The organism is Leptolyngbya sp. AS-A5, from assembly GCF_039962495.1.
In the GTDB taxonomy this organism is placed as follows: Bacteria; Cyanobacteriota; Cyanobacteriia; order Leptolyngbyales; family Leptolyngbyaceae; genus Leptolyngbya.
Map to the genome: position 1 here is coordinate 345567 of NZ_JAMPLL010000002.1, position 23177 is coordinate 368743.

Annotated in this window: 21 protein-coding genes; 14 read left to right on the forward strand and 7 right to left on the reverse strand. The window is 49.2% G+C overall.

From position 1 onward, the window contains the following. Nucleotides 1-6: 6 nt before the first annotated feature. Together NC980_RS04020 and NC980_RS04025 are read left to right on the forward strand one after the other, a co-directional pair. Nucleotides 7-2355 carry a heavy metal translocating P-type ATPase gene (locus NC980_RS04020; protein ID WP_190379832.1) on the forward strand — a complete coding sequence of 783 codons (2349 nt, stop codon included), beginning with the start codon at nt 7-9 and terminating at the stop codon, nt 2353-2355. Between the two features lie 169 nt (nt 2356-2524). After that, the gene (locus NC980_RS04025; RefSeq protein ID WP_190379833.1) at nt 2525-2953 is read left to right on the forward strand and encodes an FHA domain-containing protein; all 429 of its coding nucleotides are present in this window, start codon (nt 2525-2527) and stop codon (nt 2951-2953) included. 51 nt (nt 2954-3004) lie between these two features. Here the strand turns inward: NC980_RS04025 and NC980_RS04030 are convergent, their stop codons facing one another. Then, the gene (locus NC980_RS04030) at nt 3005-3352 is read right to left on the reverse strand and encodes a hypothetical protein (RefSeq protein ID WP_190379834.1); all 348 of its coding nucleotides are present in this window, start codon (nt 3350-3352) and stop codon (nt 3005-3007) included. Nucleotides 3353-3637: 285 nt separating this feature from the next. On the opposite strand from NC980_RS04030, the gene tmk reads away from it, so the two are divergent. Together tmk and NC980_RS04040 are read left to right on the forward strand one after the other, a co-directional pair. Then, on the forward strand, nt 3638-4273 hold the full coding sequence (gene tmk / locus NC980_RS04035; RefSeq protein WP_190379835.1) for a dTMP kinase: 636 nt from the start codon (nt 3638-3640) through the stop codon (nt 4271-4273). Beyond that, entirely contained in the window at nt 4273-4758 is a 486-nt protein-coding gene (locus NC980_RS04040) for a nucleoside deaminase (RefSeq protein WP_190379836.1), read from the forward strand. The genes tmk and NC980_RS04040 overlap by 1 nt, the downstream gene beginning before the upstream one ends. 10 nt (nt 4759-4768) lie before the next feature. Here the strand turns inward: NC980_RS04040 and NC980_RS04045 are convergent, their stop codons facing one another. After that, complete coding sequence (locus NC980_RS04045; RefSeq protein WP_190379837.1) at nt 4769-5128, reverse strand: cupin domain-containing protein; 360 nt, start codon at nt 5126-5128, stop codon at nt 4769-4771. A gap of 3 nt (nt 5129-5131) precedes the next feature. Beyond that, nucleotides 5132-5404 (reverse strand): hypothetical protein, encoded by a 273-nt coding sequence (locus tag NC980_RS04050; protein ID WP_190379838.1) that lies wholly within the window; start codon nt 5402-5404, stop codon nt 5132-5134. A gap of 128 nt (nt 5405-5532) precedes the next feature. Here NC980_RS04050 and NC980_RS04055 point away from each other — a divergent pair, with 128 nt between their 5' ends. From NC980_RS04055 to NC980_RS04075, 5 genes are all read left to right on the forward strand, one after another. Next, on the forward strand, nt 5533-7005 hold the full coding sequence (locus tag NC980_RS04055; protein ID WP_190379839.1) for an HlyD family efflux transporter periplasmic adaptor subunit: 1473 nt from the start codon (nt 5533-5535) through the stop codon (nt 7003-7005). Nucleotides 7006-7250: 245 nt separating this feature from the next. Then, complete coding sequence (gene rimO / locus NC980_RS04060; protein WP_190379840.1) at nt 7251-8624, forward strand: 30S ribosomal protein S12 methylthiotransferase RimO; 1374 nt, start codon at nt 7251-7253, stop codon at nt 8622-8624. A 200-nt stretch (nt 8625-8824) separates the two neighbouring features. After that, nucleotides 8825-10258 (forward strand): DEAD/DEAH box helicase, encoded by a 1434-nt coding sequence (locus tag NC980_RS04065; protein WP_190379841.1) that lies wholly within the window; start codon nt 8825-8827, stop codon nt 10256-10258. 75 nt (nt 10259-10333) lie between these two features. Continuing rightward, nucleotides 10334-11110 carry a 3'-5' exonuclease gene (locus NC980_RS04070; RefSeq protein ID WP_190379842.1) on the forward strand — a complete coding sequence of 259 codons (777 nt, stop codon included), beginning with the start codon at nt 10334-10336 and terminating at the stop codon, nt 11108-11110. A gap of 339 nt (nt 11111-11449) precedes the next feature. Next, nucleotides 11450-12934: an N-acetylmuramoyl-L-alanine amidase gene (locus tag NC980_RS04075; protein WP_190379843.1), complete on the forward strand. Its 1485-nt coding sequence runs from the start codon at nt 11450-11452 to the stop codon at nt 12932-12934. An 85-nt stretch (nt 12935-13019) separates the two neighbouring features. On the opposite strand, the gene gndA is transcribed toward NC980_RS04075, so the two are convergent. The 4 genes from gndA to NC980_RS04095 form a co-directional block, all read right to left on the reverse strand. Then, nucleotides 13020-14537, reverse strand: coding sequence for an NADP-dependent phosphogluconate dehydrogenase (gene gndA / locus NC980_RS04080; RefSeq protein WP_190379844.1), 1518 nt, complete (start codon nt 14535-14537; stop codon nt 13020-13022). 125 nt (nt 14538-14662) lie between these two features. Beyond that, entirely contained in the window at nt 14663-16306 is a 1644-nt protein-coding gene (locus tag NC980_RS04085; protein ID WP_190379845.1) for an ATP-dependent DNA helicase RecQ, read from the reverse strand. A 130-nt stretch (nt 16307-16436) separates the two neighbouring features. Continuing rightward, nucleotides 16437-17453 (reverse strand): SDR family oxidoreductase, encoded by a 1017-nt coding sequence (locus NC980_RS04090; RefSeq protein WP_190379846.1) that lies wholly within the window; start codon nt 17451-17453, stop codon nt 16437-16439. 15 nt (nt 17454-17468) lie between these two features. Beyond that, the gene (locus NC980_RS04095; protein ID WP_190379847.1) at nt 17469-17969 is read right to left on the reverse strand and encodes a DUF6335 family protein; all 501 of its coding nucleotides are present in this window, start codon (nt 17967-17969) and stop codon (nt 17469-17471) included. A 243-nt stretch (nt 17970-18212) separates the two neighbouring features. Between NC980_RS04095 and NC980_RS04100 the strand changes: the two genes are divergently transcribed. The 5 genes from NC980_RS04100 to NC980_RS04120 all read left to right on the forward strand — a co-directional run bounded on the left by NC980_RS04100 (nt 18213) and on the right by NC980_RS04120 (nt 23118). Then, nucleotides 18213-19310: a DJ-1/PfpI/YhbO family deglycase/protease gene (locus NC980_RS04100; RefSeq protein WP_190379848.1), complete on the forward strand. Its 1098-nt coding sequence runs from the start codon at nt 18213-18215 to the stop codon at nt 19308-19310. A gap of 62 nt (nt 19311-19372) precedes the next feature. Beyond that, complete coding sequence (locus NC980_RS04105; RefSeq protein ID WP_190379849.1) at nt 19373-20086, forward strand: SRPBCC family protein; 714 nt, start codon at nt 19373-19375, stop codon at nt 20084-20086. A gap of 219 nt (nt 20087-20305) precedes the next feature. Next, complete coding sequence (locus NC980_RS04110) at nt 20306-21475, forward strand: zinc-dependent alcohol dehydrogenase (protein ID WP_190379850.1); 1170 nt, start codon at nt 20306-20308, stop codon at nt 21473-21475. Nucleotides 21476-21477: 2 nt separating this feature from the next. Beyond that, nucleotides 21478-21948: a hypothetical protein gene (locus tag NC980_RS04115; RefSeq protein WP_190379851.1), complete on the forward strand. Its 471-nt coding sequence runs from the start codon at nt 21478-21480 to the stop codon at nt 21946-21948. Further along, nucleotides 21949-23118, forward strand: coding sequence for a zinc-dependent alcohol dehydrogenase (locus NC980_RS04120; protein WP_190379852.1), 1170 nt, complete (start codon nt 21949-21951; stop codon nt 23116-23118). It abuts the gene before it with no gap. The last annotated feature ends 59 nt before the right edge of the window (nt 23119-23177 follow it).

Sequence of the window (23177 nt, forward strand, 5' to 3'; positions counted from 1 at the left end):
TGGATCTTGTCGCAAACCGTTTTACCCCCTACAGACGAATCAATCGAAACGATTACCCTTGATGTCACCGGAATGAAATGCGCCGGATGCGTCAAAGCGGTCGAGAAACAACTGACTCAACAACCGGGAGTCAAATCTGCCACGGTCAACTTGGTGACAGAACTCGCTACAGTCGAATGCGATCCGTCGATCGACCCCGATAGCCTCGCTCTCAAACTCACTGAAGCGGGCTTCCCAAGTCAGCCACGCACCGCAGAAAGTTCCAACACTCCTGATCTTGCAGAACGCCGTCAAGCAGAAATGCAGCGGCAAACCAAACAACTCGCGATCGCCATCTTACTGCTCGTCTTCTCAACGATCGGACATCTCCACATTGGAATTCTTGGACTGAGTAATGTTTGGTTTCACTGTGGGTTGGCGATCGCCGCGCTGATTTTTCCCGGTCGATCGATGATCGTAGACGGTTGGCAAGGACTCCGCCGCAATGCACCGAATATGAATACGCTGGTGAGTTTGGGAACGCTCACAGCCTTTACCGCGAGTTTCGTTGCCTTGATCTTCCCGCAGCTTGGATGGGAGTGCTTTTTCGATGAGCCTGTGATGCTAGTCGGGTTTATCTTACTCGGACGAACCCTCGAACAACGTGCACGCGGACAAGCTGCCGCCGCCCTTCAATCCCTTGCCGCCCTACAACCGCGATCGGCAAGACTAATCGGCAAAAATGGCGCGACTCAACCAGGAATCGAGATTCCGATCGCTCATATTCGAGTCGGAGAATGGCTGCAAGTTTTACCGAGTGAACAAATCCCGGTTGATGGTGAGGTCGTTCTGGGTGAAACGACGATCGACGAATCCTTATTAACAGGCGAATCTATTCCCGTTCAGAAACAAGTCGGTGATCTCGTCGCGGCTGGAACAATCAATCAATCAGGCGCGATCGCTGTTCGAGTCACGCGAGTTGGCAAAGATACCACTTTGGCGCGAATTATCGATCTGGTCGAATCGGCTCAAGCTCGCAAGGCTCCGATTCAAAAATTAGCCGATACGATTGCAGGCTACTTTACTTATGGCGTGTTATCGATCGCGCTTTGCACTTTCTTATTCTGGGAGTTCATCGGTACTAAGATTTGGACAAATTTACCGCAGTGGACGATCGGTATCGAACACGCTCATGATATGGGCATGATGCCGCATCCCTCACCGATGCTGCTGAGTTTGAAGTTAGCGATCGCTGTCCTTGTCATCGCCTGTCCTTGTGCTTTGGGACTCGCAACGCCGACTGCAATTCTCGTCGGTTCCGGTATTGGAGCAGAGCGCGGATTACTGATTCGAGGGGGAGATGTCCTGGAGCAAGTGCATCATCTCGATACGATCGTCTTTGACAAAACTGGAACACTCACGACTGGAAAACCGGTTGTAACTGATGTGATCGAATTCGAAAGCGGTTCGGTCTTGCAGCTCGCTGCCACGGTCGAAAGTGGAACCCGTCATCCGCTTGCTGCCGCAATTCTAAAGGCTGCTGAAAACCTACCCCTACTTCCGGCACAAGATTTTTACACGCAGGCAGGATTCGGAGTTTCGGCAAAAGTCGAAATTGATTCGGCTCAGCAGCAGGTCTTTCTTGGAACTGCAAAATGGCTCGAAAATAACCACATCGCGATTCCCGAAACTGCTCGATCGCAAGCTGACCAACTTGCAGCCGCAGGAAAAACGATCGTCTATGTCGCCACCGAAGCGCTTATTGGCATTATCGCGGTTTCAGATGCGCTCAGACCGGATGCCCAATCGACGATCAAAGCGCTAAAAGATCTAAATCTGCGGGTCTTGATGCTCAGTGGCGATCGCACCTCAACCGCTCAAGCGATCGCGGCAAATCTTGGATTGTCTGATGTCTTTGCCGAAATTCCACCCGAAGGAAAAGCCAGCGCGATCGCCCAACTCCAAGCCGAAGGTTACTGCGTCGGCATGGTCGGAGACGGCATCAACGACGCACCCGCTCTCGCCCAAGCCGATGTCGGCATCGCGCTCAAATCGGGAACCGATGTCGCGATTGAAACCGCAGGAATCGTGCTGATGCGCGATCGTCTCAGTGATGTGGTTGAATCCATCCGCCTCAGTCGCGCCACCTTTGCCAAGATTCAACAGAACTTATTCTGGGCATTCGCCTATAACTTACTCGGAATCCCGATCGCTGCCGGTCTTTTACTGCCTGCATTCGGTATTTTGCTCAGTCCCGCTGCAGCGGGCGCATTTATGGCATTTAGCTCTGTTAGTGTTGTCACCAACTCGCTATTATTACGACGTTTTTCAAAATCGTCAGAACGACCAGAATCAGTTACATTGAGTGAGGCATAAACGATTTAATCGTCGAGCGTAATCAGCCTGATTCATTACAATGAAACACCGAAGCACACCAGCTTGAGCGAATATCGATACTCGTACTGTGTTGCTTCGCGTAAACTAGACTTATCTTTTTTAGGATAAATCCTTCCTGCCGTTCACCCAATCCTTAATTCGAGTGTCAATGCCCTCAGAACCGCATCAAAACCATCTCATCATTATCGAAGATGATAAGGGTCGCCGGGAGTTTGTGTTAGATGCCCCGGTTTATTCGATCGGACGTGATGCCAAGTGCGATATTCGCTTAGTGTCGCAGTTTGTTTCTCGTCGTCATGCGACCCTGCTTCAGCTCCCCAACGAAGACGGAACGCATTATTACCGGATTGTCGATGGCAACCTCAAAGGTAAGCCGAGTGCGAATGGGCTTTTGATTAATGGTCGTAAACTGCAACAATGCGACCTCCGTAACCAAGATGAGATCGTTTTTGGCCCTCAAGTCCGCGCCATCTATTACTTGTTGAAACGGGATGCGGTGCTGACGGTTCCACCCGATGAGTTTGATATTACCTTGATCAGTCCGAATATGGTTGGTGATCCAGAGGACGAAGAATAAAAAAAACTCCGATCTTCTACTGGGGAGATCGGAGTTTTTTAGTTTAGAGAATCAGCCCGTTACTGTTTCAATCAAATTCCAGCCCTGATTTTCGCTGATTGCTTGGCTAACCAGGTTATACATTTTGCGACAGTGATTCTCGACTTGAAGCGGTAGCTCTTCGTTCTTAACAACAAAATTCATCCGAGTTTCTTGGTCGGTTGCCGTTGTCTTATCAATCAGCACCTCCACTGTAACCAGCTTTGGAAATGCCACTTTCCCTGGAATTTCACGCGCCATCATGTAGTCTTCTGTCGCGTAAATGACATCCAGGTTGCAGGACTTCAGCGTCTGATTCAACAGCGGCTGGAGATTCTGCATTGGGACTCCAACAGTGAATAGACAGGTGTAACGAGCCATAGCAAACCCCAATCTTGTGACAAGTGAATCTTCACTTTCTCCGTTACCAACCTACGCTAAAACGATGCTCTGGTCTAGGTATCTGCCCGTAAATTTTAATTCGGTCGCCAGACCAATACAGCCAGCAGCCTGCGTAGTTCTTGTCTAGAGCATGGCACTCTTGGTGACAAGTCGTTCTAGCCCCTTTATAGCGGATAACCTCAAAAGTGATCTATTCTGCGGAGATCGAATAGAAAGCATTTAATTTGAAATACGCTAGAGGATCGGAACTGACGTGGGTTTAAGATGAGTGGAAAATTGATTGTCTTTGAAGGAATAGAAGGCTGTGGCAAGACGACGCAGCTTGAACGATCGCGCCAATGGTTAACCCGCAGCACTCCAGTAGAGATAATTTCAACCCGCGAACCTGGCGGAACTCGACTCGGTGGGGGCATTCGTCAGCTTTTACTGCACAATGACGAGGAATCAATTCACGATCGGGCTGAGTTGCTGCTGTATGCTGCCGATCGCGCTCAGCACGTCGAAACCTTTTTGCGTCCGCATTTAGAACGAGGCGCGATCATTTTGTGCGATCGCTACACTGATTCGACGATCGCTTATCAAGGTTACGGTCGCGGCTTGGATCGCACCTTGATCGACCAACTCAACCAAGTGGCAACCGGTGGATTACAAAGTGATCTAACCATTTGGCTCGATATTGATGTCGAAGTTGGATTCGAGCGGATGAAACAGCGAGGAAAGCGCGATCGTATCGAGCAAGCTAGCCTTGAGTTTCATCATCGCGTTCAACAGGGATTTGCAGCACTCGCGCAGGAGAATTCCGATCGTATCGTTCGCATTGATGGGAGCGGCAGCGAATTAACGGTGGCAGAACAAGTTAAAGCTGTACTGAGTCAGGCACTGAAGCGCTGGGGGATGTGATGGAAACACGCGATCCGACTGCTGAGGAAATACTGAAACATTTGCGGCGAGCAAATCAGATTGCCGTGCGATCGCGCTCCTTTGGTCATCATCCGTTCGGTGCGATTCTGGTTGCTCCGGATCACAAAACCGTTTTGTTCGAGCAAGGCAACGTCAATTCAGTTAATCACGCTGAATCGGTGCTTATCCGAACGGCGTATCAAAATTTGAGTCCGGAGTATTTGTGGGATTGCGCCCTCTACACAACGGTTGAACCCTGCGCCATGTGCGCTGGAACGCTGTATTGGGGAAATATTGGGCGTTTGGTTTATGGAATTGCGGAGACTCGGTTATTAGAGTTGACAGGCAATCATTCGGAGAATCCAACGCTGAATTTACCTTGCCGATCAATCTTTCAACAAGGTCAAAAGCCCATTCGAGTTTGGGGCGAAATTCCGGAGGTTGCAGAGGAAATTCTGGAAGTCCATCGCGACTTTTGGACTTAATACTTTGGACTTAATACACCGTTTCGTCTTCTTTGCGCCAAGCCGGATCAACGATGCAAATAAAAACGATCGCCTCATGCCCCACATTCCGAATGAACTGCCGCGCATTCGGCGGAATGTATACAGCATCGCCCGCTCGAACTGTCTGCACCTCATCATCGATATGCATCTCACCCACGCCACTGAGAATGTAATACACCTCAGAAGTCTTGAGAGAATGCGGGATGGATACCTGACCCACCGGCACGATCGCATGAGCTAAACTGTAGCGCAGCTCAATCTCTTGCTTTTCTGGATGCAGCAATTCCCGCAGCAGCGTACCGTCTCCTGCGATAAACTCAGGACAATCCGCTAATTTCCTCACCAACACTAGTTAACGCTCGTAATAATCGGGGCAGGCGATCGCATCTTCGGAAAGCGCGGTCATCGGATGCACTGGACACTTAAGATTATAATCTCCGGTGAAAAATTGGCAGTCCGCGCAGGGAATTTGGTGCATCTGCTTGGCTTGCTTCACCGTGTCTCGTGTGATCTCAAACGTCCGCCAAGCCATGCTCAAAACCAGCGCCCAAGCCGCAGTAAAACAAGTCGGAACCAAGAAGGGCTGAAACCAATGAATCAGGCTCACTAAAACTTTAAAGAACATCTCACGAAATCAACCAGATTGTTATGGGCAATTTAGGTTAAATAATAGTAGACCCCTTGGCATCTGACCCCGGACTTACTTAAGGGTGATTTACCAAACTTGCGATTGCCCACTTAATCAACACCATCATGAGAGTTTCTCTGGCTGCTAGCCCCGCCCAATCCCAACAAACCCGCCATCAGCTTGCCAACCCTGAAGACTCCCTATCCTACGAGTTAGGCAAAGCGGTACAGGAGTTGCCGCCAGTCTATACCCGAGTCTTAGCAGGCAGCATCAGCGTTTTAGTGCTGGGAACGATCAACTGGGCGCACTTTAGCGAAGTCGAAGAAGTTGCCAACGCCACCGGGAAAATTGTTCCTTCGACTGAAGTTCGACCGTTTCGCGCTCCCAGCGTCGGAACGATCACAAGAATCAACGTCAAGCCAGGAATGACCGTTGAAAAAGGACAAACCCTGATGGAAATCGACCCAGGGGCAACCGAAACGAATGTCGATAGCTTGAAGCAGGACGCGAAAAAAATTCAGGAAGACATTCAGCGACTCGAAGCGGAGAGCCAAGGACAAGGCGCAACGGGAAATGCGCTACAAGATCAACTGACTGCCTCACGCCAGCGAGAATTTATCGATAAGCAAAATGCTGCAATTGCTGAAGCCAATCGTCAAAACGCCACGATTGGTGAAGCCCAAGCCCGCCTGGAGCGCTTCCAGGAAAACTTGGTCAATGCCCGCGCAACTTTGACAAACGCGACGGCAAGTAAAGCAGATGCTCGTAAAAACCTAGAAATTGCCCAAGAGCGACAAAGACGCCTCAAAACGCTAGAAGACAGCGGAGCCGTTCCGCACTTAGAATTACTGAACGCAGCAGCACAGGTGACACAAGCTAGCCAACAACTGACAAGCGCCATCAACCAAATTAACGAGGCGGAAGGTCAAATCACTTCCCTTGAAAGAGAAATTGAAGCGCAACAACAGCGGATTAATCAGGCTCGACAGGCTTTTGAATCAGCACGCAGCACTGCACAAGGACTCACCCCTCAGCGTCAATCAGAGATTTTGACGCAGTTAAAACAACGCCGGGAAGAGTTGACCAAAAAACAAGGCGAAATTGCAGTTGCAACTCAGCAACGTAAAGACCGCGAATCGATCACGGCTCCTTTTGCGGGAATAATCTATAACCTCAAAGCTACAGAAGGATTGGTACAGCAGGGTGAAGAGCTCCTCTCGCTGCTGCCAAAAGACCGCGACTTGGTACTAGAAGTGAAAGTCTCTAACCAAGATATTGGCTTTGTGCGTCCGGGAATGAAAGCAAAAGTGAAGCTGGCAACCTTTCCGTATCAAGAATTCGGCGTGATCGAGGGAGAACTGATTTCGATTAGCCCAGACGCAGTGGTCGAAAGAGATGAAAACGGGCGCGAATTAGGACCTGTTTTTCCAGCAAAGGTGAGACTCGATCGTAATGCAATTCCCGTTCGGGGTCGCAATGTCGAACTTTCTCCAGGGATGGCAGGAACAGCAGACATTGTGACGCGCAAGCGATCAATTCTCTCCTTCTTGGTTGAGCCGATTACACGACGATTTAGCGAAGCCTTCTCGGTTCGATAGAGCGGGAAAAGATTGGGTGTTTTCGGACGCTCAATCTTTGCTGAAAAAACCTGATTTACACAACGTAATATTTCAGATATGCGCTATGATGGACCATAGTGTAGCGAAACGATTGCGTCTGACCACACCGCATCTTCGAGTGGTGAGTAAAGTGAGGAAACTCCGGGAGCGATCGAGCTAATTCTTTAGGCTTCGCTGCGATCGAAGATTTCTGTTTCATTTTCCTTACTTATCCGAAGTTCTACATGGGCAACAAGCCAACGATCGCCTTCTCTCATTTGGGCTGCGAAAAAAATCGAATCGATACAGAGCACATGCTCGGTCTTTTAGTCGAAGCAGGCTATCAGGTCGATGCAGACGAAGAACTCGCCGACTACGTCATTGTCAACACCTGTAGTTTTATCCAAGCTGCCCGCGAAGAATCGGTGCGAACCCTAGTGGAGTTAGCCGAGTCTGACAAAAAAATTGTGATTACAGGCTGCATGGCGCAGCACTTTCAAGAACAATTACTCGACGAATTACCGGAAGCAGTGGCGCTTGTGGGCACAGGCGACTATCATAAGATAGTAGATGTGATTAAGCGCGCAGAATCTGGAGAGCGCGTCAAAGAGGTTTCCGAAGAACCGACTTATATCGCCGACGAAACCACTCCCCGATACCGCACGACGACCGAGGGTGTCGCGTATCTGCGGATTTCAGAAGGCTGCGATTATCGATGCGCCTTTTGTATTATTCCGCACTTGCGAGGAAACCAGCGATCGCGCACAATTGAGTCGATCGTCCAAGAAGCGGAACACTTGGCTTCAGAAGGCGTGAAAGAGATTATCTTAATCTCGCAAATTACCACGAACTACGGATTAGATCTTTACGGAGAACCTAAGCTTGCCGAACTGCTTCGCGCTTTGGGCAAAGTTGATGTTCCCTGGATTCGGATGCACTACGCTTATCCGACCGGGCTCACCCCTAAAGTAATCGAAGCAATTCGAGAAACGCCCAACGTTCTACCCTACCTAGATTTACCGCTCCAGCATTCCCACCCGGAAGTGCTACGATCGATGAATCGCCCCTGGCAGGGTCGGGTGAACGACAGCATTATCGAACGGCTGAAAGCAGAAATTCCCAATGCAGTGTTAAGAACGACGCTGATTGTGGGCTTTCCCGGCGAAACAGACGAGCATTTTGAGCATCTCAAGCAGTTTATTGGGCGACACGAGTTCGATCACATTGGTGTGTTTACGTTCTCGGCTGAAGAAGGAACATCTGCCTACAGCTTGCCGAATCAACTGGCTCAATCGGTCATGGATGCGCGTCGAGATGCCTTGATGCAGCTTCAGCAACCGATTTCCCTCAAAAAGAATCGTGCTCAGATCGGCAAAGTTGTGGACGTGCTGATCGAGCAAGAGAATCCCCAAACCGGAGAGCGCATCGGACGATCGGCGCGATTTTCCCCGGATGTGGACGGACTTGTATACATCGAAGGTGATGCTCCACTCGGCACGATCGTGCCTGTGGTGATTGTCGATGCGGATGTGTACGACCTATACGGACGAGTTGCGAATGCTGCGGATTTGATCCAGCACTCCGCGACCGCCGTTCCTGCTAGTGCTGTGTTGAAATGATGATGTACCCCGTTTGCTCTGAATGTTAGACCCTCACCGCTTCTAATTTCTTACCCCTTTCCCGCGCCTTTAGTGGCAATGCTGTAGGAGCAAATTGCTTCTATGTCCGATTCAGACGGTTTGGCTGTGATTGCAAAGACCGTCCCTGAGTTCGAGATTGTCGCTCCGGCGCAAGACCCTTACTTTTACTAGGAGACTCAATGACCCTTTCTTTTCATAGCCTTGGACTGTCTGAAGACCGGATTCGCCATTTAGAAGACCTTGGATTTACAGCTCCGACTGCAATTCAGGCGCAAGCGATTCCGCATCTACTGGCGGGGCGGGATGTTGTCGGTCAAGCCCAAACCGGAACCGGAAAAACGGCCGCATTTGGTCTACCGATCCTGGAGCGCATCGATCCCAAATCTCCGAATGTCCAAGCGCTAATTCTGACCCCGACTCGCGAACTGGCAATGCAAGTTTGCCAAGCAATTCGATCGTTTACCGACGATCGTCGAGTCAAAGTCGTGACAATCTACGGCGGACAATCGATTGATTTGCAAGTCGATCGCTTACGTCGTGGCGCTCAAATCGTTGTGGGAACCCCAGGACGAGTGATCGATCTCCTCGGTCGCGGCGATCTCAAACTCAATGATCTTAATTGGCTTGTCTTAGATGAAGCCGATGAGATGTTGAATATGGGCTTTATTCAAGATGTTGAGAAGATTCTGAACCAAGCTCCCGCTGAACGTCAGACCACGTTCTTCTCAGCAACGATGGAGCCTTCGGTTCGCAAGCTGGTGACGAAATTCTTGCGATCGCCGATTACCGTGACGATTGAACAACCGAAGGCGGCACCCTCGCGAATCAATCAAGTGGCCTACACGATTCCACGGGGTTGGACAAAAGCTAGAGCTATTCTGCCGATTCTGGAACTTGAAGATCCAGAAGCAGCAATTATCTTTGTGCGGACTCGTCGCGCTGCGGCAGAACTCACCAGTCAACTGCAAGCGGCAGGACACAGCGTGGATGAATACCACGGCGACCTGAGCCAAAGTCAGCGAGAGCGCTTGTTGCTGCGGTTCCGTCAGCAGCAGATCAAGTGGGTTGTGGCAACTGATATCGCCGCACGTGGAATCCACGTCGATGACTTGACTCATGTGATTAACTACGACTTGCCGGATAGCGTTGAAAGCTATGTTCACCGGATTGGTCGGACGGGTCGTGCGGGTAAAGAAGGGACTGCGATTTCACTCGTGCATCCGCTTGATCGCCGCAAGCTGCGCGACATTGAAAACCATGTGCGTCAGCGCTTAGAAATCAAAGCGATTCCGACTCGTGCGGAGATCGAAGCTCGCTACTTAGATAAATTACAGTCTCAAGTACGTGAAGCCCTAGCAGGTGAGCGTGTGGCATCGTTCTTGCCGATCGTCTCTCAGTTAGCTGAAGATTACGAACCGCATACGATCGCGGCTGCCGCGCTGCAAATGATCTACGATCGCACTCGTCCAGCTTGGATTACGATGGGCACTGATCCAACTCCTGAAGAGTCGTCTGGTGGACGGATGAACGGGGGAGCTAAATCTAAGCCTGTGAAGCGATCGAGACCTTCGGGATCGTCGGGTCATCGTCGTCAGCCTGCTCAGTCTAAGTAACGCTTCGCTCCTTTGTATGATTAGAACTCCGACTTCTTTAAGAGGTCGGAGTTTTCCAGCTTTCGGACTCACACTATGCCAACTCTTTCAACAGATCTGCTTGCGTTTTATCGAGATATCTGTTCGCGTCCGCTGACGGTGGTTGATCTAGAGACTTCTGGACACAAACCGCCGCGGAGTCGAGCGATCGAAGTCTCTGTTTTGAACGCAAGCTTGAAAGATGGCATTCTCAATCAAGAAACTTATCTAATTAACCCTAATGTGGTAATTTCTCCGATTATCACCAACATTACGGGAATCTCTCAGGAGATGCTAGAAGATGCGCCTGCCCCCGAAGAGGCCTGGCTGAAGTGTTTACCTTTGCTAGAGCAGGGAACACTGACGGCGCATAATATTGGCTTTGACTATCCGTTTATTCGATCAGAGTATGCGCGATTGGGCATTTCGTTTTATCGATCGAAGTCAGAGCAGCTTTGTACGGTGAAGCTAGCGCGATTGATGCTGTCTGAGTTGCCATCACGCAGCTTACCGAATTTAGTCAAACACTTTGAATTTCCGGTGGGAGAGTCGCATCGCGCTGAAGCCGATACGATGGCATGCTGGCTTTTAGCAGAAATGTTGCTGAAGCAGATTGCTAATGAAGACGATGAGACGGTTTTAACTAGAATCGGGCAGCAGCTCTTGTCGCTGGGCGATGCTGCAAAAATTATGGGGGGTTCCCACAAAACGGTGCGGACTCGGATGGATGCCGCAGGGATTGAACCTTATGTTTCTAGGACGGGTGCTCATCTGTATCGTCGTATTGATGTTGAGCGGATGTATTGGCAAAAGCATCAGCTTTCGCTCACTTAGTCGGTGAACTGAGTGCAATCGTAATGGCTTGTATTTGTGCAGGGCTGATGTGTGGCGAGTATTTAGAGATTTGGGATAAGGCACTATTTCCGCCTGAAAGCGTCTGAGCAATTGATCAGATTCCGTCGATCGATGAAGATTTCGCTGCGGTTTAGTTGGAGCGTGCCGCCTAAACTTTTCACTTATAGGACGCTTCGATCCGGTATCGTTCAAGGTTCCTCAGTATGAGGAATTTAGAAATTAGGGCTTCTTAAATCGCGTCGAAGCACTCTATCGTGCTGACGCTGGGATTTTGTGTATCTACCGAGGTCAACATGATTCAGCTTAGCAACACTACACATGATATTCGAGTCGAATTGCTGCCCGGATTGCACGAATGTAGAGATTAAGTCCTGTAAACCATTCATCGTCTCAGAGCGAAAACGACCTGACGATCGTGCGGTTGCGCCAGAGCGGATGTCTCTGCCCGACTCAACTGGTGGTGTTTCTAACAGACGCGATCGCCTCGAAACGATTCGACCTACAACTCAACCGATCAAGCGAGTATTTCTTGTTGTTAACTTAGCTGGATCGGCGCAATCCTCGATCGCAGCAAGCCTAACCCGTCTCCGGAGCCAAACGGCAGCGGCGCTAAGAACGCAAGGTTTTACGGTTGTAGAGGTTCCGATAGAGCTTCCACCAGAGACCGCGATCGCTTGGATCAACCGACGTGCGGCTCTTGGAGATACAGCTTTATCGATCCAAACTGATGCATTTTCTAATCCTGATGCACGAGGCATTGCAGCGTTCTACCGGGCAGGAAGTTTGGAGCGCCGTCAACAGGCGGAGCAACTGATTGATCAAATTTTAATGAACGTGCCGAACTGGATTGATCGCGGGATCAGACCTGATACTGAAACCGCATTTGGTAGCCTTCCGTTTGTGCGCCAAATGAAGATTCCGGCGATCGCGCTCAGCGTCGGGTTTGCCACGAGTCCGCAGGATCGAGCGATCGTTCGGTCTCGCTCCTTGGCGATCGCTCAAGGCATTGCGACTGGATTAGTGCGTTGGAACCAAACTCCAAAGCCGATCAATCTCAGCATCAATGGCAAGGTGTTCGATCTCAAAGGGGCGATTATTGAAGGCAGTGCTTATCTTCCGATCGAGGTGTTAAATCAGCTCAAGATTGATGCCCAACGCTCTAAAACGGCGCGGCTGATCACAAGCAACAATAGCACTTACATTCGAGCGATCGATTTACGAGCCTTGGGCGTTTTAGTGGGCTGGAGTTCTAGCCGTCGAACGGTTGTTTTACGAACAACGCCGCTTTTGACCTCAAATAAACTAAGCCGCATTATGGGACGCGGTTATTTGTCAAAAAATACCTTAAAAGCATTTCTTCAGCAGAACAATCCCCAAGCATTTAGAGCCTTTCCCGAAATTGCCGATGTGTATATCGAAGAAGCGACGATCGAAGGCGTGAATCCGGATATCGCATTTACGCAGGCTTTAATCGAAACTAATTTTTTTCGCTTTGGAGGTGTGTTTCAGCCGAGCCGGAACAACTTTGCTGCGCTCAAGGATGTGGGGAGCGCTTCAGGCGGCGCAGTTTTTCCCAACACTAGAACTGGAGTGCGTGCCCATATTCAGCTATTGAAAACTTACGCCAGCTTAGAGCCACTGAATCAAGCGATCGTCACGCCGCGATTTCGGTTTATCGAACGCGGAATCGCACCTCAAATCGAGCAGTTAGGACGGTATTACTCGGATGATCCTTTTTATGCAGAGAAGATTCTAGGATTGCTGAGGCAGCTTTATGAATATCAACTAACTCGAACCGTGTGAATTGATCGAAAAGGTCGATCAAGAAAATTCCCCGATCGACCTTTTTATGTAAACGTTCCCAAGCTAGTGGCTTAAGTGTAGCTGACTAACGATTCGTCTGCACTTCTTTTATCTCAACATCTTCTGCATGAGGACGCGGTTGGTCTGCTACAAGCTTCTGCGGAGTCGAGACGCTGGAGGCGGATTCTTGCGCCAAAGTCGTCCATTCCGTGTGGAATACGCCTTCTTTGTCGGTGCGGAGATAGGTGTGTGCGCCAAAATAATCGCGCTGCGCTTGGGTTAAGTTTTGTGGCAAGCGATTGCGGCGGTAGCTGTCGAAGTAGTCGAGCGATGCGCTGAATGCAGGAACCGCAATTCCGTGACGAGCAGCAGCCATGATCACTTCACGCCATGCCCCTTGACGATCGAGAATCGTTTGCTTGAACTCAGGAGCCAGGAGCAAGTTCGGTAGTGTTGGATTATCGATAAACGCGCTTTGAATTTTGCCCAAGAAATCTGCCCGGATAATGCAACCGCCTTTCCAGATTCGCGCACATTCTGCCAAGTTCAACTCATAACCGTAGTTCTGAGATGCCACATTCAGCAGCGCCATCCCTTGAGCATAGGAGCAGATTTTCGAGCAGTAGAGCGCATCGCGAACCGCGTTGATGAAAAGCTTGCGATCGCCCTCAAACTTCGGACTCTGGTAGCTCAATTGCTGGGAGGCTTCGATCCGCTCGGATTTGTACGAAGACATAATTCGAGCATTCACCGCAGCGATGATTGTGGGGATCGCAACGCCTTGTTCCAGTGCATCGGTCACTGTCCAGCGTCCGGTTCCTTTTTGCCCCGCAGCATCGAGAATGAAATCGACAAGCGGCTTTTGCGTATCGGGATCAAGAATCTTGAAGATATCTGCGGTAATTTCGACTAGATAAGAGTTCAGTTCTGGAGTCGTGTTCCATTCGCTGAAGACTTCATGCAGTTCGTTGTGATTGAGTCCACCGACATTCTTTAACAAATCATAGGCTTCTGCGATTAACTGCATATCGCCGTATTCGATGCCGTTGTGAACCATTTTGACGTAGTGACCTGCGCCACCCGGGCCAATATAGGTTACACAAGCCCCATCATCGACTTGCGCCGCGATCTTTGTGAAAATCGGCTCTAAAAATTCGTAAGCGGACTTAGTTCCACCGGGCATCAAGCTCGGACCATTCAGCGCACCTTCTTCACCGCCGCTCACCCCCATTCCAATAAAGGTAAATTTTGCGGCTTCAAGCTCACGCGCTCGGCGGGCGGTGTCGCTGAATAGCGAGTTACCGCCATCGATTAGGATGTCGCCTTCATCGAGGAGCGGTTTGAGTTGTTCGATCATGGCATCCACAGGCACACCTGCTTTCACCATGATCAGGATTTTGCGGGGACGTTCGAGTGAGGCAACGAATTCTTCGATCGTATACGCTGCCTTGACATTCTTTCCGCCTGCTCGATGCTCCATGAAAGCATCGGTCTTCTCGCGGCTTCGGTTGTAGACAGCGACGGGAAAGCCATTGCGCTCGACGTTTAACGCAAGGTTCTCGCCCATTACGGCGAGACCAATTACACCAAAACTTTGTGCCATATAAATTCTCTGCTAACTCTGTAACGGCAAGGAAGCGATCGTTTCTTCAAGGTAGCTCGATCGTCTCAAGGTAACGTGGAAGATTACATTAAGACTCTGGCTATAGAGGGAAGGTGAGAAATCGTTTAAGTATTGAGGCGCTGGAGTAAACCTCGCAGGAGTGCGGCTTCTAGGCTGATGGTTTTGTAGCCAACTTCGTCAAACAGAATCACGATTTTGTCACCTTCGTAGCGCATCACCGTGCCTTCACCCCAGGATTTATGCAGGATTCGGCTGTTGAGGGGGTAGGGTTTGCGGGAATCGTTTTGTTGAGCCGCAATTCCGGCACAGCAGTTGTCACAATTTCCACACAATTCTTCACGGGGATCACCGAAATAGTTCAGGAGAAACTTGCGGCGGCAGTCTTGCACTTCAGCATAACTCCGCATCATTTCGAGGCGCGATCGCTCGACTTTAATCTTACGCTCTTGTGCTTGTAACACTTCTTGCGCGGCTTGTGTTAAGTCTGGTGCGTTCTCGCTGAGGTTCACTTCTCCGGTTGGAAGCGTTTCAATCACACCTAAAAATTCTAGATGGCTTAAGATTATCTTTAACTTTGCCTGAGATAGGTTGATTAGGGGTTTTAAGGCTTTTGGATGAATGGGTTCTGATTGTTGTCGAACAATGTTAGCAAGCTCAATAATCTGATCGATATCAAGCTTTCCACCTCCTGAAAAGAACTTGCGTAAGTTCAAATCATGGGGCGTATAAAACAAAATAATGTTTGCGGGATCACCAGCTCGTCCGGCGCGTCCGATTTCTTGGTAATAACTATCGATCGAATCACTAATGTTATAGTGCAGCACAAATCGAACATTCGATTTATCTACACCCATGCCGAATGCAGTGGTTGCCACAATTACTTCTGCTTCGTCAGACATAAACGCATTTTGAGCTTGTTCGCGCTCTTTGGTTTTGAGTCCGGCATGGTAAGCGATCGCTCGAACTCCCACTTGATTCAGTGCATCCGTTAATGACTCAGTTGCTTTGCGAGTCGCAACGTAAACAATCCCCGGCTTTGTTAATTGTTGAATGCGTTTGACAAAAATTTCTTGCTTTTCGGCTTCATCATCATAGTTCTCAACGGCTAAGCGCAGATTCGGACGATCGAAGCCTCGAACAATAATTCTCGGATTGTTCATGCCTAAGCGTTGAATGATTTCTTCACGCACAGGCGGTGATGCAGTTGCGGTTAAAGCTAATGTTGTGGGATGTCCTAATGCTTCGATCACGGTTCCTAATCGAAGATAATCCGGACGGAAACTATGTCCCCACTCACTGATACAGTGCGCCTCATCAATCACAAACAGCGAAGGTGGAGCCGCTTGTAAATGTTCGATTGTGTCTGTATTGTTGAATTGTTCGGGTGCAAGAAACAGGAATTCAAGCTTGCCATTGTGCCAGCGATCGAAGATTTCAGCCCGCTCTGATACTGTGATCGTTGAATTGATCACTGCTGCATTCCCAACATCAATATCTTCTTTGTCGATCGACTCCACTTGGTCTTTTTGTAGCGCTAACAGTGGAGAAACAACAATGGTTGATCCAGGAATCCTTGTGGCGGCAAGCTGATAGATTGCTGATTTACCTGATCCGGTTGGCATCACAGCTAGAGTATCGCAATGTTCTAGGACGGATGCGATCGCAGCTTCTTGTCCGGGTCTGAGGTCATCGTAGCCGAGATGAGTTTGAGCGAGTTTTTGGATTGAGACAGAGCGTTTTCTTGCCATTGGTGTGATAGTTAGAAAAGAAAATGCAGGACAAGTTAGACTTGTCCCACATTCGAGAGGTTGAACAGCATGAGAACTTGAACGCTTAACTCTTGAACATCTAACTCTTGAACATCTAACTCTTGAGCATTTAACTATGGTCGTTGAATCCACTGAAGAATGCTAATCCGCCGAGAACAGCCGCCGCAAGTACGCCGAGCGAGAACAATGGAGTTTTATCAATGTGGTCGAGGAAGCTGGGAATTTCAAGATTGCTATAGTCGCCATTGACGCGATCGTATCCCGGTTCTTGAATTGCTTCGTACAGATTGTTCGGATCGTCCTCGCCCTTTTCTTCTTTGGTGCGTTGTGAAACGAATCCGATCGCTAACAATGCAGTATCGACCAAACCTGGAGAAATCCGTTGAACAACATCTAACACCTTGCCAACATCACTCACAATGTAATCGCGAACGGGATGTTCAGCAGCATATAGAATTGCATCTGTCACTAAGCTGGCATTGTAGAAAGGGGGTGTTGCCATTGGTTTAACACCAAGTTTTGTCTTGCCTTTAGTGTAGAACGGAGTATTGATTACTCCGGGCATAATGTTAGCAACATTAATCGGATAGCCTTGATGCTTTAGCTCTAATCGGAGTGAATCAATCATTCCCATGGTTCCGTGCTTTGAAGCAGAATATGGGCTTTGATAAGGCAGCGATCGACGTGCTTCAACCGAAGTAATATGAATCAGCGATCCACGTCCTTCTTTTTTCAAGTGCGGCAACGCGACCATTGCTCCATACACTTGACCCATCATGTTGACATCAATCACCCGCTTAAACTCTTCGGGTGTGATGCGATCGAAGGTCGAAAACAATCCGGTTGCGGCAGTATGAACCCAAGTATCAAGCCGACCAAAGCGATCGACTGCTTTATCTGCGATCGCTTTGACTTGCTCGTAATCTGCCACATCCGCGATCACCGCGATCGCTTCACCACCGCGCTGATGAATCTCTTCGACCAAGCTTGCTAAGCCCTGTTGACTCCGTGCAGCCACAATGACCTTAGCACCCCGTTCTGCAAACTTCAGAGCCGCGTCGCGACCAATACCACTAGAAGCTCCAACGACTGCTACAACTTGTTGATTAATCGGTTTTAAGTTCATTGTTTTTTAAAAGAATTAAATTTCATCGTTTCTACGGTCTTCGTAGTCTTCGGAAGAAGAAGGCTCAAGCTCCCATCTGCGGTCATCGCGCCCTTCTAAAATCTCATTGGTGTGCAGATAGTTGTAGTCACTCATCTCCAAACCTACTGCACGTCCTATCTCGTCCACAATGTCCATATCCGGGGTCGATACTGTTCCGCCAACAGATTCGTCTCCAACCGCGTTGGCTTGCTCATAGTTCGCATCAATATCGCCACCCGTTAACACCGCAGAAGCTTCATTCAGCTCACTTTCGCGATCGCGCATTGTTCGACCGCCGATCGTATAGCCTGGCATTTCTACAACACCCGTACCATAAGACTCGGTGTATTCTTGGGGAACATCTCCAAAGTCTTGCTCTTCTTCGAGGTCATCCTCCTCGTCGTAGACATCGCCGCCTAGATTGTGTAACGCTGCCTCTAGATCGGCATCATCAGAGATGTCTTGATATCCTGGATTGCTTTTGTTGTAAGTCATCGTGTTCTCCCGCTCGTAAGGCATCGCACAATTGTTAAGTTAACGAATTGCAATCTGAGCAGTCTCCTCATATAGAAAGTTCCTTGATCCATCTCAGGAGGGACTTTTGCCTCTGTCATTTGAATGAGGAGCGATCGAGAATTTTTCTTTAGTTTGTAGAAAGCCTGTTTAAGCCGAGAATTGCGAATTTTTGGGACACAGAAGTTTAGGTAAAGGCAAGTCTAGACACAAGGAGAAGCGGCAATGGTGATGGACACGCAGCCAAAGCGGGTTGCAATTCTAATCGAGCAAGGGGTTGAAGATGCCGAATTTCAGCTTCCCTACAATGCGCTGAAAAAAGCAGGAGCCGAAGTGGTGGTACTCGGTTCGCGGGTGAATGAAGAATACAAAGGCAAGCAAGGCAAGCTCAACATGAAAGCCGATGCGACGACTACAGAGTCGATCGCAACTGACTTTGATGCCGTCATCATTCCTGGTGGTCATGCACCCGACAAGATGCGGACGAATCTGAAAACAGTTCAGTTTGTCGAAGATGCACTTGAGAATGGTGTGTTAGTTGCCTCGGTCTGTCATGGTCCTCAAGTTCTGATTGAGGGCGATATGTTAGATGGCGTTCGGGCAACTGGATTCCGTGCGATCCGCAAAGATATGCAAAATGCGGGTGCTGAGTTTGTTGATGAACCCTTGGTGATTGATGACAATCTCATTACCTCTCGTCGTCCGGGTGATCTACCAATTTTTGTGACTGCAATTCTTCAGCAGTTAAATCTCAACATTCCCGATACAACATTGCCTCCGGTTAGCGATATGGATGCGGGCTGGTGGAAGCTCGGCGAAGAATGGGGCGGTTCTAGCAGAAGCGAGATTGTGCAGGCTTTGAATACTGCCATTCAAGGAGAGCGCTACAGCTTGGAAACATTCCAGCACTATTCGGATAATGCCACCGATGATGCCATGAAGGAACTGTTTCAAGAGATTTTGCAGCACAAACAGCAACACATCCAACAGTTAGAAGCAAGATTAGGGCTGTTTAACGAAACTCCTTCGCTTCCTGCTGCAGTCAGCAATCTGTATGCCAGCGTCAAATCATTCTTCCAAAATGATCAGACCGATGTTGAAATCTTGCGGCGTGCATTAGGTGATCTACAAACGGGTGTGGTTGATACCTACAATCTCCGCAATAAGCTAACTGATCCAGCAACGGTTGAGATTTTCGATCGAATAGAAGTGACTTTGGCAAGAGATGAGCAGCGAATTGCGAATCTCTACAAAGACCGATTGGGCGATCGCACTCCGGGATCTCCCAGACCTTCTAGCCGTCCTGCCACAACAGGCGCATAGTTCTACCGAAGTCGAAGGTTTCACTACTTTCGACTTCGCTGTTTCAATCTACGTGAGTCTTTATGGAAACTGAATCAAACAAAACAATCAATTCTTCTGAATCTCAACCGCCATCGTTGACCGATACCGAAAAATGGGCATCGATCGTCGGCGGTAGCGCAATGGTGCTATTTGGTCTACAAAAACGATCGCTTCGAGGCGTATTGACGGCGATCGCAGGCGGAAGCCTTGCTTATCATGGCGCAACGGCTGAGAAAAGCTTAACCGACAAAGTGAGTGATGCAGTCGGACTCAATAAAGCCATGAAAGTTGAGAAGACTGTCACAATCAATAAGCCCGCAGAAGAGCTTTACAGCTATTGGCGTAACTTTGAAAACTTGCCAACTTTCATGAAGCACGTCAAGTCGATCACCGTGAGCGAAGGTGGCAAGCGATCTCACTGGGTTGCAAATGCGCCCTTGGGTCAAGAGGTCGAATGGGATGCAGACCTGATCAAAGATGAACCGAATCATTTGATTGCTTGGGCATCGATTGAAGGTGCAGATGTTGATAATTCGGGATTTGTGCGGTTTACGCCTGCACCAGGCGATCGTGGGACTGAGGTGAAAGTGGTGATGGAGTATGAGATTGCAGGTGGTCGATTGACTGCTGCTTTAGCAAAGCTGTTTGGTGAGGAGCCAGAGCAGCAAGTTGGAGATGAACTTCGCCGCTTTAAGCAATTGATGGAAGCAGGCGAGATTGCGACCACTGAAGGACAACCTCGCTGTCACGGATAGTTCTCTAACGTGAGTCTGACACAAGCTATTGGCTGCGTTTGAAGCTGCGGGTAGTCCCCTAAGTCCCCCACAAGTAGGGGACTTTAAGGAAAAGTAGTTTTCTATGCTCAGTAAGTTCTCCGACTCTCAAATTCCCCCATTCATGGGGGATTTAGGGGGCAAGAAGCCGCCCCAACCGAAGCAAACCCATCTCTCAGTTCACTTAACACACAATTAACGATGAAAGCTGTATGTTGGCATGGCGCGAATGATGTTCGCGTTGATAATGTCCCTGACCCAACCATTCTGAATCCAAGAGACGCCATCCTCAAAGTGACCGCCACCACAATTTGCGGATCAGATCTACACATCTATGATGGCTATATCCCCTCAATGCAGCCCGGTGACATCATTGGGCATGAATTCATGGGCGAAATCGTCGAAACTGGGCGCGAAGTGAAGAAGCTAAAGAAGGGCGATCGTGTCGTCGTCTCTTCGATCATTGGTTGCGGTCAGTGTCACTTTTGCTCACACCAACAATGGTCGCTCTGTGATAACTCCAACCCAGGTGGCGCACTGCAAGAACCTATATTCGGTTATAGCACCGCCGGAATCTTCGGATATTCACATCTCTTTGGTGGATATGCTGGCGCACAGGCTGAGTATGTTCGCATTCCGTTTGCCGATCATGGCTGTGTTAAAGTTCCCGATGGCATGACTGATGAGCAAGCATTACCGATTTCGGATGCTTTCCCGACTGGATACATGGGCGCAGATATGTGTGATATCAAGCCCGGAGATGTCGTTGCAGTTTGGGGATGTGGCCCGGTTGGATTGTTTGCGATTAGAAGTGCATATCTGTTGGGCGCAGAGAAAGTGATTGGGATTGATCGCTTCCCAGAACGCTTAGCAATGGCAAAAGTCCAATGTGGCGCAGAAATCATCAACTACGAAGAAGTTGATGCAGGCGATGCACTGAAAGAAATGACAGGCGGACGCGGGCCGGATGCCTGTATCGATGCGGTCGGGCTAGAAGCGCATGGAACCGGATTGATGGGACTGTACGACGAAGTGAAACAGAGCGTTCGGCTGGAAACCGATCGACCCCACATTCTGCGCCAAATGATTGTTGCCTGTCGCAAAGGTGGTGTGATTTCGGTAATGGGTGTGTATGCCGGATTCATCGATAAGTTACCGATGGGCGCTGCCTTTAACAAGGGTCTGACCTTCAAGATGGGACAAATGCACGGACAGCGCTATATGCCCAAGCTGATTGATCATGTCCTCAAGGGTGACATTGATCCAGCATTTGCTTTCTCACATCATATGCCGCTTACCGAAGCGAAGCAGGCTTATGAAATGTTCAAGCACAAGACCGATAAATGTATCAAAATTCTTCTGAAACCGTAACAATGAACTACCTACGCAAGATTTTCTCAACTATTATTCTGAGTGTTGTCCTATCACTAACACTATTCTTGGTTCCGGCTCAGGCTGCGATCGCACCTCAAGAAGCTCAAAACATCATGCGCGATGCGAATAGCCTGCAAGAAGCCGGACAAAAGCTTAGAGAAGCAGATTCTTCCGAAAAGCTTCGCAACAATGAAGCTCTAAACACGGCGAAAGAAGTCCGCAAAGGTAGCCCCGCGATCGATGCCAAAGGTAACACGAATCCGATCGCGGATATCAAAGAAGGCATCAAAGACGCGGCTGAGAACGTCAAAGAAAAGCTGAATCTAGATGAACCGCTTGCGCCTTCGACCAAAGAGTTTCTCGGAAAGCGCCAAGAAACCGTTGAACCCGACGGAAAAGTTCTCGTTAAAGAAGAGCCTGGATACTATCAGCGCGGTCGTGAAACCAAAGTTTTTGAAGAGGACAGATAAATGAGAGCTTTGTGCTGGCATGGTGCGCTCGATGTTCGCGTTGACAATGTTCCTGATCCAAAGATTTTGAATCCGCGTGATGCGATCGTGAAGATCACATCAACTGCGATCTGTGGCTCTGATCTCCACCTCTACGATGGTTTTATTCCAACTGTGCAATCTGGTGATATTCTCGGTCATGAATTCATGGGCGAGATTGTTGAACTAGGGTCTGCGGTCAAGAATCTCAACATTGGCGATCGTGTCGTAGTTCCTTTTACGATCGCCTGTGGCAATTGCTACTTTTGCCAAACCGATCTCTGGTCGCTGTGCGATAACTCAAATCCAAACGCCTGGATGATTGAGCCTTTGTATGGAACTTCTCCGGCTGGATTGTTTGGTTATTCGCATTTCTTTGGCGGGTATGCAGGTGGACAGGCTGAGTATGCACGGGTTCCGTTTGCTGATACCGGGTTGTTCAAAGTTCCGCCGGAACTGACTGATGAACAAGTGCTGTTCTTGACTGACATTTTCCCAACCGGATACATGGCAGCAGAACATTGCGACATCAAACCGGGACACACCATTGCGGTTTGGGGCTGTGGCCCTGTGGGTCAGTTTGCGATTAAGAGTGCGTTTCTGTTAGGCGCAGAGCGAGTAATCGCGATCGACCGAGTGCCCGAACGCTTAGAAATGGCGAAAACTCAGTGCGGTGCGGAAGTGCTGAACTATGAGGAAGTTGATGTCGGGGACGCGCTGAAAGAGATGACGGGCGGACGCGGGCCGGATTCTGTGATTGATGCAGTAGGCTTAGAGTCACACGGAACCAGCATCGATTACTGGGCGGATCGAGTCAAGCAAGCCGCTCGACTGGAGACCGATCGACCGATCGCGCTGCGTCAAGCGCTGGTTGCTTGTAGCAAAGGTGGAACGGTTTCGATTCCGGGTGTGTATGGCGGTTTCCTCGATAAGATTCCGATGGGAGCGGCGTTTAACAAAGGGCTAACGTTCAAAATGGGACAAACCCATGTGCATCGTTATCTCAAACCTTTGATTGAACACATTCAGCGCGGCGACATTGATCCGTCCTTTGTGATCACACACACGTTACCTTTGGATCAAGCTCCGCATGGTTATGAGATCTTCAAACAGAAGAAAGATAACTGTATCAAAGTGGTGCTGAAGCCTTAGTGAGCGGTTTGCTGTCTAATCGAACAAGCACCTCTAAATGGGGCAGAGCTTCTCTAGTG